At 70.8% G+C, this 12068-nt stretch carries 10 protein-coding genes; 7 read left to right on the top strand and 3 right to left on the bottom strand.

Going from position 1 to position 12068, the window contains the following annotated elements:
• Positions 1-162: 162 nt before the first annotated feature.
• Positions 163-1554, top strand: a complete 1392-nt coding sequence (locus EV371_RS24305) for a glycerophosphodiester phosphodiesterase (protein ID WP_349340658.1) — start codon at positions 163-165, stop codon at positions 1552-1554.
• Between the two features lie 47 nt (positions 1555-1601).
• Here the strand turns inward: EV371_RS24305 and EV371_RS24300 are convergent, their stop codons facing one another.
• Positions 1602-2345 carry a pyrimidine reductase family protein gene (locus tag EV371_RS24300; RefSeq protein WP_130464096.1) on the bottom strand — a complete coding sequence of 248 codons (744 nt, stop codon included), beginning with the start codon at positions 2343-2345 and terminating at the stop codon, positions 1602-1604.
• 149 nt (positions 2346-2494) lie between these two features.
• On the opposite strand from EV371_RS24300, the gene EV371_RS24295 reads away from it, so the two are divergent.
• The 6 genes from EV371_RS24295 to EV371_RS24270 all read left to right on the top strand — a co-directional run bounded on the left by EV371_RS24295 (position 2495) and on the right by EV371_RS24270 (position 9402).
• Positions 2495-3040 (top strand): IS1096 element passenger TnpR family protein, encoded by a 546-nt coding sequence (locus tag EV371_RS24295; protein WP_130464095.1) that lies wholly within the window; start codon positions 2495-2497, stop codon positions 3038-3040.
• A 395-nt stretch (positions 3041-3435) separates the two neighbouring features.
• On the top strand, positions 3436-4746 hold the full coding sequence (locus tag EV371_RS24290) for an extracellular solute-binding protein (protein WP_130464094.1): 1311 nt from the start codon (positions 3436-3438) through the stop codon (positions 4744-4746).
• 127 nt (positions 4747-4873) lie between these two features.
• A complete protein-coding gene (locus tag EV371_RS24285; protein WP_130464093.1) occupies positions 4874-5857 on the top strand; it encodes an ABC transporter permease subunit in 984 nt (327 codons plus the stop codon).
• A 62-nt stretch (positions 5858-5919) separates the two neighbouring features.
• On the top strand, positions 5920-6753 hold the full coding sequence (locus EV371_RS24280) for an ABC transporter permease subunit (RefSeq protein ID WP_130466182.1): 834 nt from the start codon (positions 5920-5922) through the stop codon (positions 6751-6753).
• Positions 6750-8183, top strand: a complete 1434-nt coding sequence (locus EV371_RS24275; RefSeq protein WP_130464092.1) for a GH1 family beta-glucosidase — start codon at positions 6750-6752, stop codon at positions 8181-8183. The genes EV371_RS24280 and EV371_RS24275 overlap by 4 nt, the downstream gene beginning before the upstream one ends.
• A gap of 175 nt (positions 8184-8358) precedes the next feature.
• Complete coding sequence (locus tag EV371_RS24270; RefSeq protein WP_130464091.1) at positions 8359-9402, top strand: substrate-binding domain-containing protein; 1044 nt, start codon at positions 8359-8361, stop codon at positions 9400-9402.
• A 69-nt stretch (positions 9403-9471) separates the two neighbouring features.
• On the opposite strand, the gene EV371_RS24265 is transcribed toward EV371_RS24270, so the two are convergent.
• Both EV371_RS24265 and EV371_RS24260 read right to left on the bottom strand, forming a co-directional pair.
• Entirely contained in the window at positions 9472-10749 is a 1278-nt protein-coding gene (locus tag EV371_RS24265) for an acyl-CoA dehydrogenase family protein (protein ID WP_130464090.1), read from the bottom strand.
• A 76-nt stretch (positions 10750-10825) separates the two neighbouring features.
• Positions 10826-11935 carry a phosphotransferase gene (locus EV371_RS24260; protein ID WP_130464089.1) on the bottom strand — a complete coding sequence of 370 codons (1110 nt, stop codon included), beginning with the start codon at positions 11933-11935 and terminating at the stop codon, positions 10826-10828.
• Positions 11936-12068 lie beyond the last annotated feature (133 nt).

The raw sequence follows: 12068 nt of genomic DNA, 5'->3' as shown, positions 1-12068 counted from the left end.
CACGGCTGGTTTGCGGCACCTTAATCAGATCTTGACGTTCCGTTCCCCGCCGTCCCGCTAACCTCATGCGCCATGATGACCCTCAATCCGTCACCGGACCGGAACAACACGCCGGTTCCGGCGGGACGCGGAACCCATCGGAGCCGGCGTGTCCCGGCGCTCGTGACCGCCCTGCTGCTGGCCGCCACCGTCGGCGCCGGAGCCGCCGCCACCACCGACCCGGTACCGGCCGCCGCCGAACCGGGCCGGGTGCACGTGTCGGAGAACTTCGACGCCGGCACGCTGCCGACCGGCTGGCGTGCGATCGACGGCAACTGGCGGGTACAGAACGGCCGGCTCTACGGCACCTCGACCGGTTCCACCCAGAACAACAAGATCACCTTTGGCGCGTACCTGGCGCACTTCCGGTTCGAGGCGACCGTACGCTTCGAGTCGGTGAACGCGAGCACCCGGTGGGCCGCGTTCGGCCTCGACGTACCGGCGAGCGGGGCCACCCCGTGGTGGATCGCCACCATGCGCAGCGGCACCACCGCGGCCAACGGGCTGGAGTTCGCCGAGCGCACCACCGCTCCCTCGTGGAACGTGACGGAGACCGCCGCCGCGCCGACCGCCGCCGGCACCGGCCGGGACGTCCGGGTCGCCATCGAGGTGCACGGCAGCCAGGCCCGGTGGTCCTTCGAGGGTCGGGAGCTGCTCCGGACCAGCAGCCTGCGCCGGTCCGGTACGGCCGGACAGGCGCTCTTCGTCAACGGCTCCACGGTCTCCTTCGACGACGTCCGGATCACCGAGCTGGCGCCGAGCGCCCTGCTCCGCTCGCCGGGCAGCCCGGTCGCGGTGATCGCGCACCGGGGTGCCTCGGCCGCGGCACCGGAGAACACCCTGGTGGCCCAGGAGGTCGCCCGGCGGGGCGGCGCGGACTGGATCGAGAACGACGTGCAGCCGAGCAGCGACGGCGTGCCGTTCGTGTTGCACGACTCGACCGTGGACCGCACCACCGACGGCACCGGGGCGATCCGCTCGCTGACCAGCACCCGGCTCAAGACGCTGGACGCGGGCTCCTGGTTCGCCCCGCACTACGCCGGGGTGCCGATACCGACCCTGGCCGAGCAGTTGGCGGACCTGCGCACCCGGGGCGGTCGGCTGGTGCTGGAGATCAAGGGGGCGCACAGCCGGGCCGAGGTCTCCCGGATCGTCGCGCTGGTCCGCGAGCAGCAGATGGCCGACCGGGTACTGGTGCAGAGCTTCGATGTCGACGTGCTGCGGTACACCCGCGAGCTGGCCCCGGAGCTGCCACTCGGGCTGCTCCGCAGCACCCTGGACGCCGATCCGGTGGCGATCTCCACCGAACTCGGGCTGGCCACCTACAACCCCTCCTCGGCGGCGCTGCTCACCCGGCCGGCGATCATCGGTGACCTGCACCGGGCCGGAGTCGCGGTGATGGTCTGGACGGTGGACGCCCCGGCCGGCTGGCGGCAGGTGGACGACCTGGGCGTGGACGGAATCATCACCAACCGCCCGGCCGAACTCGTCGGTTGGAACTCCGCGCAGGAGTAGTGGCGCACCGGCGGTGCCCCGAGGTCCGGGGCACCGCCTCCGGCGGCTCAGTCGCGGGCGTACCGCAGCAGCAGCTCGTCCCCGGCGGCGAGGACGTGTCGCAGCGACATCCCGCGCGGTGCGGTGGTCGGCCCGGCGGTGATCCGTCCGGCGCCCGGACCGGCCAGCATCGGCGCCACCGTCAGGCAGACCTCGTCGACCAGACCGGCGGCGGTGAGCGAGCCGAACAGGTGCGGTCCGCCCTCGCAGAGCACCTGGCCGTGCCCACGGTGGTGCACTTCGGCGAGGCCGGCGGCCAGGTCGACCTGCTCCTCGCCGTGCCGGAGCAGCTCGGCGACGTCGGCGAGCCCGGCCGGCGCCTCGGCCCGCTCGGTGGTGAGCACCACCGGCCGGACCGGTGCGTCCGCGAAGGCCGCCGACTCGGGGTCGAGGTTCAGCGCCCGGGAGACCACCACCAGGGTCGGGTACTCGGCCAGCCCGTGCTCCCGGCGCCAGGCCCGCCGCCGCTCGTCCAGCCGGAGCGAGCGGTACGCCTCGTGCCGCAGCGTGCCGGCGCCGACCAGCAGCCCGTCGCAGGCCATCCGCAGCAGCCCGAAGACCCGCTTGTCCGGCGCACTGGAGAGCCCGGCGGAGTGCCCGTCCAGCTCCACCGCGCCGTCGACGCTGGCGACGAAGTTCACCCGCAGGTGTGGCCGGGCGAGGCGCGGATAGAGCGCGATCAGTGCCGGCTCGTCCAGCGGCGTCGCCGCCGGGTCAGGCCACAACCTGGTTATTCCGACATTACCGGTCATTCGGTGACCGGACCGGTGACCGGAGGGACGGGTGCGGGGGTACGGTGCTGGCAGTCGCACCAGTTGCGACCGCGGCAGTCGACGTGCCTGTTGTCACGGCAGGCTCGGCAGATCATGCCGGTAAGCCTATGCCCGGAGGGTGGGAGACGATGCGCCGTCAGATCTTCCAGCTCAAGGTGTCGCTCGCCGACGTCACGCCGTCGGTCTGGCGGCGGGTGCTGGTGCCGGGCGGCTACACCCTGGACCGGGTGCACCGGGTGTTCCAGTCCGTACTCGGCTGGCAGAACTGCCACCTGCACTCGTTCGACATCGACGGGGTGCAGTACGGGGTGCCGGACCCGGAGGGGGAGTTGACGCTCCGCGACGAGCTGGACACCCGGCTGGACGCGGTGGCGACGAAAGGCGGCCGCTTCCTCTACACCTACGACTTCGGCGACTGGTGGGAACACGACGTGACCGTCGAGGACGTCTTCGGTGCCGACCCCGACGAGCGGTACCCGGTCTGCTCCGCCGGCGCCGGGGCCTGCCCGCCGGAGGATGTCGGCGGCCCGTACGGCTACCGGCGGTTCCTCGCCGCGATGGCCGATCCGGCCCATCCGGAGCACGAGGCGCTGCGGGAGTGGCTCGGCCGCCCCTTTGCCCCGTCGACCTTCGACCCGGGCCGGGCGACCACCCTGGCGCGCTGGCTCAGCTAGGGATTCGGTTACCCACCGGTTGGTCCATACCGCCGGCCGGGGCGTCACCTCGGGGATGCCGGGGCGTTACCTCGGGGATAACGCCCGCTTTGCGGGTGAGTGACCCGGCGCCGTCGGTAACGAAATGGGAACGCTCCCAGATGCCCATTGACACCCCAGAAGCGCGCCGGCAATCTCATGGGAGCGCTCCCGGGGTCTGTGGTCAACGCCACACAACCACCGGCGACGCGTCGCACCGAAATCCCACCGCGCGGCTCCGGGCCTCCGTCCGGCGGTTGCGTCGGCGGGCGGACACGCACCTCGGCACCACCGGGAAAGCACGGCACCAGCAGCGGGACACACACGAATCTCCGCCACCACCACTACACGAGTTACCCACCTGAGAGGGGTCAGGGATGAGCGTCATCAGGCGCCGGCTCCGCACGGCCGCGGTCGCCGCGCTCGCCGCGGGCGTGGCTCTCGGCAGCACCGCGTGCAGCAAGAGCGACAACGACGGGTCCAGCGGCGAAGGGGGGCAGGTCAAGCTGGTCCTGCAGACCTTCCAGAACTTCGGTTACGACCAGGCGATCAAGGACTTCGAGGCAGCCAACCCCAACATCAAGGTCGAGCACCAGAAGATGGGCGAGCTGCGCGACTTCCAGCCGAAGCTGGTGCAGTGGCTCGCCGCGGGCAGCGGCGCCGGCGACGTGGTCGGGCTCGAAGAGGGCGTACTGCTGGGCTACGTACAGAACCACGACAAGTTCGCCAACCTGCTCGACCTCGGTGCCGGCGAGCTGAAGTCCACCTTCCCGGAGTGGAAGTGGAACAACGCCCTGACCCCGGACGGCAAGAAGCTGATCGGGCTCGGCACCGACGTCGGCGGCCTGGCCATGTGCTACCGCCGGGACCTCTTCGAGCAGGCCGGTCTGCCGACCGACCGGGAAGAGGTGTCGAAGCGGATCACCACCTGGGACGACTACATCGCGCTGGGCAAGGAGTTCAAGGCCAGCGGCAAGGTCAAGGCTGCCTGGCTGGACAGCGGGACCAGCCTGATGCAGCCGTACATCATGCAGAACTCCGAGACGTTCTTCTTCGACAAGGACAACAAGTTCATCGGTGACACCAACCCGATCATCAAGCAGACCTGGGACATGGGCCTGCAGATGGCGGCCGACGGGCTCACCGCCAAGGCGCAGCGCTGGAGCGCCGACTGGGACGCCGCCTTCAAGAACTCCGCCTTCGCCACCCTGCCCTGCCCGGCCTGGATGACCGAGGGCGTCATCAAGCCGCGCTCCGGCCCGGCGAACGCCGGCAAGTGGGACATCGCGACGATCCCGGGCGGCGGCGGCAACTGGGGCGGCTCCTACCTCGGCATCCCGGAGCAGAGCAAGCACAAGGAGGAGGCCTACAAGCTGGCCAAGTACCTGACCAGCAAGGAAGGCCACCTGGCGGCGTTCAAGGAGGCCGGCGCCATGCCGTCCGACATCGCCGGCATCGAGGACCCGGCCTTCAAGGACCAGAAGAGCGAGTACTTCAACAACGCCCCCACCGGCGAGATCTTCGGTGCGAGCGTGAAGAACATGAAGCCGGTCTTCCTCGGCGCGAAGCACCAGCAGATCTGGGAGACGGTGGTCGAGCCGCAGATGCAGGCGGCCGAGCGCGGTCAGCTCAGTTCGGACGCCGCCTGGAAGAAGGCGATGGACGAGGCCAAGAAGCTGACCAGCTAGGTCGACCGATGACCTGCCGCGCCCACGGGTGACCCGTGCCCGTGGGCCGGCGCTGGTGCCCACACCCGCGGAGGGTGTGGGCACCAGCGCGAGGTCACGGCGGCCCACCTCCCCGGAAGGACCCGCAATGAGCTCTGCTGTCGGCGCGGCACCACCACGGCACGCTGCCACGCCACCCACTCCGGAACCGGCGCACCGTCAGCGGTCGTACCGCCTGGGCCGCTGGGACATCAAGTACTCCCCGTACCTCTACATCGCACCCTTCTTCATCCTCTTCGGGATTTTCGGCCTCTTCCCGGTCCTCTACACGGTCTACGTCTCGCTCTTCGAGTACGACCTGCTCAGCGACACCAAGGAGTTCATCGGCCTGGAGAACTACCGCGTCGTCCTGGCCGACACGCAGTTCTGGAACGCCGCTTACAACACCGTCGGCATGTTCGTGGTCAGCACCGTGCCGCAGCTCGTGGTGGCGCTCATGATCGCCAACCTGCTGAACCGGCAGATGCGGGGCCGCACCCTGTTCCGGATGGGCATCGTCATTCCCAACATCACCTCGGTGGCGGCGGTCGGCATCATCTTCGCGCTGATCTTCGCCGACCGGTACGGGCTGGTGAACTGGCTGCTCGGCACCGTGGGGATCGACCCGATCGCCTGGCGGGACAATCGCTACGCCTCCTGGTTCGCCATCGCCTTCATGGTCGACTGGCGGTGGACCGGTTACAACGCGCTGATCTACCTGGGCGCGATGCAGGCGATCCCCAAGGACCTGTACGAGTCGGCGGCCCTGGACGGTGCCTCCACCTGGCGGCAGTTCTGGAAGATCACCGTGCCGCTGATCCGGCCGACCATTCTCTTCACGATCATCATCTCCACCATCGGCGGTCTCCAGCTCTTCACCGAGCCCCTGATGTACGGCTACGGGCTGATCCGCGGTGGCGCCCAGAACGAGTTCCAGACGCTGGCGATGTACATCTACGAGCGGACCTTCACCGGAAACTTCGAGTACGGCTCCGGAGCCGCGATGTCCTGGCTGCTCTTCCTAATGATCATCATCTTCGCGGTGATCAACTTCGTGCTGGTACGTCGCTCGGTCAAGGGGGAGCAGAAGTGACCACCATCCAGACCCTGCCCCGCTCGGTCGCCCCGCAGCCGCCCCGCCGCCGGCGCCGAACCATGCCCGGAGCACGGCTCTGGGAGGCCAGCCCTCTGACCTACCTGGCCCTGGTCGCCGGCTCGATACTCTCGATCTTCCCGATCGTCTGGTCGTTCATCATCGCCTCCCGGGACAACGGCGCGGTGTACGAGATGCCGCCCACCCCCGGCGGCAAGCTCTTCGAGAACATCGACCGGATGCTGGCCAACGAGGACGCCGCGTTCCTCTACGGCCTGGCCAACTCGTTCGTCGTGTCGACCGTGGTGACCGTCTCGGTGATCTTCTTCTCCACGCTGGCCGGCTTCGCCTTCGCCAAGCTCAGGTTCCGGGGAAGCAACGCCCTGCTGCTGTTGATCATCCTGACCATGATGGTGCCGACCCAGCTCGGCATCATCCCGCTCTACCTGATGATGGTGGAACTGGGCTGGACCGGCACCCTCCAGGCGGTCATCGTGCCGTTCCTGGTCCAGGGCTTCGGGGTCTTCATGATGCGCCAGTACGCGACGTCCGCGATCAGTGACGAGCTGATCGAGGCGGCCCGGCTCGACGGCTGCTCCACCTGGCGGGTCTACTGGAACGTGGTGCTGCCCGCACTGCGGCCGGCCGCGGCAGTGCTCGGCCTGCTCATCTTCATGCAGACCTGGAACGACTTCCTCTGGCCGTTCGTCGTGCTCACCCCCGACACGCCGACCGTGCAGTACTCGTTGAAGATCCTTTCCTCGGGCCCGTACCAGACGGATTATGTAGCTCTGTTCGCCGGTACCGCGTTGGCGACCCTGCCGCTGTTGATCGTGTTCATCATCTTCGGCCGCCAGATCATCGGCGGCATCATGGAAGGCGCCGTCAAGTCGTGAGCAACACCGCGAGCCCAGAGTCCACGCAACTGCTCGAAAAGGGTGTGGGCGCCACGTTTCCGCCCGGTTTCGTCTGGGGCACCGCCACCGCGGCGTACCAGATCGAGGGCGCGGTGCGTGAGGGCGGTCGAAGCGCATCGATCTGGGACACCTTCAGCCACACCCCGGGCCGGGTCCTGCACGGCCACACCGGTGACGTCGCCTGCGACCACTACCACCGGTACCGCGACGACGTGGCGCTGATGGCCGAGCTGGGGCTGAAGGCGTACCGGCTCTCGGTGGCCTGGCCCCGGATCCAGCCGGACGGGCACGGCCCGGGCAACCAGGCCGGGCTGGACTTCTACCGGCGGTTGACCGACGAGTTGCTGGAGCACGGCATCGAGCCGTGGATCACGCTCTACCACTGGGACCTGCCGCAGGCGATCGAGGACGCCGGCGGCTGGCCGAACCGCGACACCGCCGCCCGGTTCGCCGAGTACGCCGAGCTGACCGTCGCGGCCCTCGGCGACCGGGTCCGGCACTGGATCACCCTCAACGAGCCGTGGTGCTCGGCGTTCCTCGGCTACGGCTCCGGGGTGCACGCGCCGGGGCGTACCAATCCGGGTGAGGCGGTCCGGGCGGTGCACCACCTGATGCTCGGGCACGGCCTGGCCACCCGGGCGATCCGGGCGGCCCGGCCGGACGCCGAGGTCGGGGTGACCCTCAACCTGTACGCGGTCTCCCCGCAGACCTCCTCCGACGGCGACGCGGACGCGGCCCGCCGGATCGACGGGCTGGCCAACCGGATCTTCCTGGACCCGGTGCTGCGCGGCAGCTACCCGGCGGACGTGGTGGCCGACCTGGCCACGGTGACCGATTTCGGTCACGTCCAGGAGGGTGACCTGGAGACCATCTCCACCCCGATGTCGTTCCTCGGCATCAACTACTACAGCCGGCACGTGGTGGCGGCCCCGGTCGAGGGCGTCGAGCCGGAGCCGTACTGGCGGGCCCAGTCGAGCTGGCCCGGCAGCGAGCAGGTCCGGTTCGTCACCCGGGGCGTGCCGGTGACCGACATGAACTGGGAGATCGACGCCCCCGGGCTGGTCGAGACCCTGGAGCGGGTGCACCGGGATTACCCGGAGCTGCCGCTCTACATCACCGAGAACGGCTCCGCCTTCGTCGACGAGGTGGTGGACGGCCGGATCGACGACGTCGACCGGCTCGACTACTTCGACGCACACCTGCGGGCCTGCCACTCCGCGATCACCGCCGGAGTGCCGCTGCGGGGCTATTTCGCCTGGTCACTGCTTGACAACTACGAGTGGGCGTGGGGGTACACCAAGCGCTTCGGCATGGTCTACGTCGACTACGACAGCCAACGCCGGATTCCCAAGTCGAGCGCCAGGTGGTACGCCGAGGTGATCCGACGTAACGGTCTGGCCGCACAATGAACCTTCGTCAACCCCGCTGCGCGGTCCGTCGTGACCACAGGTGAAAGTCGGGACGCCGGCACCGTGCCGTCCAGGTTGAAGAAGGTTCAATAGGCGTGGTCAGCCAGTATTGGGGGTGCCCGGCACCGGCCCGCACGGGGCCGGTGCCGGACATCCGACGTCGGAGGGACAGACGATGACAACCCAGCGCACCCGCTCGCTCGGGCGGCCCACCCTGGATGCGGTCGCCGCCCGCGCCGGAGTGGGGCGGGGCACCGTGTCCCGCGTCGTCAACGGATCACCACAGGTGAGCCCGGAGGCCCGGGCGGCGGTGCAGCGGGCCATCGCCGAGCTGGGCTACGTGCCCAACCGGGCGGCTCGGGCCCTGGTCACCCAGCGGACCGACTCGGTGGCCCTGGTGGTCTCCGAGTCGGAGGAGCGGGTCTTCGGCGAACCGTTCTTCGCCGGCATCGTGCGCGGGATCAGCTCCGCACTGCTGGAAACCCCGATGCAGCTCTGGCTGGCGATGGCACAGTCCCCGGCCGAGCGGGAGCGGGTCGAGCACCACCTGACCAACCAGCACGTGGACGGGGTACTCCTGCTCTCGCTGCACGACGCGGATCCGCTGCCCACCCTGCTGGAGCAGCGCGGGCTGCCGACCGTGCTCGGTGGCCGGCCGGCCCGGATGCTCGGCGACCCGTCCGGGGCGTACTTCGTCGACGTGGACAACGCCGGCGGCGCCCGACAGGCGGTCGAGCACCTGGTCGGGCAGGGCCGCAAGCGGGTGGCGACCATCGCCGGCCCGCAGGACATGGGCGTCGGCGTGGCCCGGCTCGCCGGCTACCAGGACGCGGTACGCACCAGCGGCGGGCTGATCAGCGAGGCCATGATCGCGTACGGCGACTTCAGCGAGACCAGTGGCGCGGCGGCGATGCGCCGGCTGCTGGACAGCTGCCCCGAACTCGACGCGGTCTTCGTCGCCTCCGACCTGATGGCCTGCGGGGCGTTGCGGGCGCTGCGCGAGTCCGGCCGCCGGGTGCCGGAGGACGTCGCGGTGGTGGGCTTCGAGGACGCCCCGATCGCCCGGCAGACCGAGCCGCCGCTGACCACCATCTTCCAGCCGATGGAGGAGATGGGGCGGCAGATGGCCCGGCTGCTCGTCTCGCGGATCAAGCGGGAGGAGCGCGAGGTGCCGTACGTGCTGCTCGACACCCACCTGGTGCACCGCGCCTCCGCCTAACCCCTCCGCCTGCCTCCCGGAAGGCCGCGCCGCAGGCGGACGGCTCGGTGCGGCTCAGTCGCCCGTGGCTCAGTCGCCCGTCCAGCGCCGCAGTTCACGGCGGGCCAGCCCGGCCCGGTGCACCTCGTCCGGGCCGTCGGCCAACCGCAGCGTCCGCGCGTGGGTCCAGAACTCGGCCAGCGGGGTGTCCTGGCTGACCCCGGCCCCGCCGTGCGCCTGGATCGCCTTGTCGATCACCCACTCCGCCATCGCCGGAGTCACGATCTTGATCGCCTGGATCTCGGTGTGCGCGCCCTTGTTGCCGACGGTGTCCATCAACCAGGCGGTCTTCAGCACCAGCAGCCGGGCCTGCTCGATCCGGACCCGGGACTCGGCGATCCACTCCTGCACCACGCCCTGCTCGGCCAGTGGCCGGCCGAACGCGACCCGTCCGGCCGCCCGCCGGCAGAGGAGTTCGAGGGCGCGCTCGGCCATCCCGATCAGGCGCATGCAGTGGTGGATCCGGCCCGGCCCGAGCCGCGCCTGGGCGATCGCGAAGCCGTCCCCGGGCCCGCCAATCAGATGGTCCGCGGGCACGCGTACGCCGTCGAAGTCCACCTCGGCGTGCCCGCCGTGCGCGCCGTCGGAGTAGCCGAAGACGGTCAGGCCGCGCCGCACCGTCACGCCCGGGGTGTCCCGGGGTACCAGCACCATGCCGTGCTGCCGGTGCCGGGGGGCCGCCGGATCGGTCCTGCCCAGCACGACGAAGAACGCGCAGCGCGGGTCCATCGCCCCGGTCGACCACCACTTCCGCCCGGTGACCACGTACTCGTCGCCGTCCCGTTCGATCCGGGTGGCGATGTTGGTCGCGTCCGAGGAGGCCACCTCGGGCTCGGTCATGCAGAACGCCGAGCGCAGTTCGCCGTCGAGCAGCGGGCGCAGCCAGCGCTCCCGTTGTGCCGGACTGCCGTACTCGACCAGCAGCTCGATGTTGCCGGTGTCCGGGGCGGCGCAGTTGAGCGCCTCCGGGGCCAGGTGCGGGCTGCGGCCGGTCAGCTCGGCCAGCGGGGCGTACTGGAGGTTGCTGAGCCCGGCGCCGTACTCCGGGTCCGGAAGGAAGAGATTCCACAGGCCCCGGCGCCGGGCCTCCGCCTTGAGTTCCTCGACGATCGGCGGCCGGCGCCACGGTCCCGCCGAGGTCGGTCCGGCCGCCCCCGGGTCGGTCGCGGTGGGATGGGCCGCCCCGGGGGCGGCCGCCGCGGCGACCTGCTCGGCGTAGACCGGCTCGGCCGGCAGGATCCGGTCGGTCAGGAAGTCGTGCAGCGCCTCGTGCAGTTCGGCGGTGCGTGCGTCGAATCCGAAGTCCATCGAATCTCCTCGGCAGGTCAGCTCGTGGGTGGTTTCCGGTGTGCGCTCCCGTTGGTCTGTGCGGCGGGGGCCGGGGTCAGCCCCGACGGAACGCGGTCAGCCCGTACTCGACCAGCGGATCGACGAGGTCGCCGATCCGGTCGAAGCCCTCGCCGACGGTCTGCCCCAGGGTGTGCCGATAGTGGATGCCCTCGCAGATGACGGCGAGCTTGAAGCAGCCCAGCGCCACGTGCCAGTCCAGCGGGCCGACGTCGACGTCGCTGCCGGCCGCGTACCGCTCGATCAGCTCGGCGCCGGACGGGAAGCCGGCGCGCGGGCCGAGCCCGTCGGCGACCGGGTTGTTCTCGGCCGCGTCGGAGTCGCCGAGCACCTCCCAGTAGGTCAGCAGCAGACCGAGGTCGGCGAGCGGGTCGCCGAGGGTGGCCATCTCCCAGTCGAGTACCGCCCGGATCGTCACCGTCGCGGTCTCCGGCGGATCGCCACCGGCCGGCCCGCAGTCGGCGATCAGGTTGTCGAGGCGGTAGTCGCCGTGCACGATCCGCCCGGCGTTCCAGCCGTCCGGTGCGGTCGCGGTCAGCCGACGGCGCAGCTCGTCGATGCCGGGCAGCGGCCGGCTGCGGGACCGGTCGAGCTGCCCACCCCAGCGGCGCACCTGCCGGGCCAGGAAGCCCTCCGGCCGGCCGAAGTCGGCCAGCCCGACATCGGCCGGGTCGACGCCGTGCAGCGTCGCCAGCACGTCCATCATGCCGAGCGCGAGCGCCCGGCGCTGGGCCGGCGTCAGCGGGTCGGTCTGGCTCCGGCTCCGGTACACCACCCCGGGCACCCGCTCCATCAGGTAGAACGGCGCGCCGAGCACCGCCTCGTCGGCGCAGTGCAGCAGGGTGGCCGGCACCGGCACCCCGGTCGGGGCGAGCGCCGAGATCACCCGGAACTCCCGGGCCATGTCGTGCGCGGTGGCCAGCACGTGCCCGAGCGGCGGCCGGCGGAGCACGAACTCGCGCCCGCCGGTCCGGACCAGGTAGGTGAGGTTCGACCGGCCGCCGGCGATGAGTTCCGCCCGGAGCGGACCGGCCAGCAGGTCGGGGCGGTGCGCCGCGAGATGCCCGGCCAGGCGGTCGAGGTCGAGCCCGGACGGCGACCCGGCGGGTGGCTCCGGCCGGACGGCGGTGGCCGGCGGATCAGTCATCCGAAAAGTTGATGGCATCCCGGCCGTCGAGTCAAGCCCGGGCCGCTGCCGGCCCACCCACCGGGGGCGGCACCCCGGCGTCCTCCGGACGGACCCGGGATGTCGCTGCCGGGACATGCAGCGGCAACAGGGG

This window comes from Plantactinospora sp. CNZ321, assembly GCF_004217235.1.
This window is presented reverse-complemented; position numbering and strand designations above follow the sequence as displayed.

Coding starts and splice junctions, on each gene's coding strand:
- EV371_RS24300 (WP_130464096.1), bottom strand. CDS start 2,345: ATGACCGGTAATGTCGGAATAACCAGGTTGTGGCCTGACCCGGCGGCG.
- EV371_RS24295 (WP_130464095.1), top strand. CDS start 2,495: ATGCGCCGTCAGATCTTCCAGCTCAAGGTGTCGCTCGCCGACGTCACG.
- EV371_RS24290 (WP_130464094.1), top strand. CDS start 3,436: ATGAGCGTCATCAGGCGCCGGCTCCGCACGGCCGCGGTCGCCGCGCTC.
- EV371_RS24285 (WP_130464093.1), top strand. CDS start 4,874: ATGAGCTCTGCTGTCGGCGCGGCACCACCACGGCACGCTGCCACGCCA.
- EV371_RS24280 (WP_130466182.1), top strand. CDS start 5,920: ATGCCCGGAGCACGGCTCTGGGAGGCCAGCCCTCTGACCTACCTGGCC.
- EV371_RS24270 (WP_130464091.1), top strand. CDS start 8,359: ATGACAACCCAGCGCACCCGCTCGCTCGGGCGGCCCACCCTGGATGCG.
- EV371_RS24265 (WP_130464090.1), bottom strand. CDS start 10,749: ATGGACTTCGGATTCGACGCACGCACCGCCGAACTGCACGAGGCGCTG.
- EV371_RS24260 (WP_130464089.1), bottom strand. CDS start 11,935: ATGACTGATCCGCCGGCCACCGCCGTCCGGCCGGAGCCACCCGCCGGG.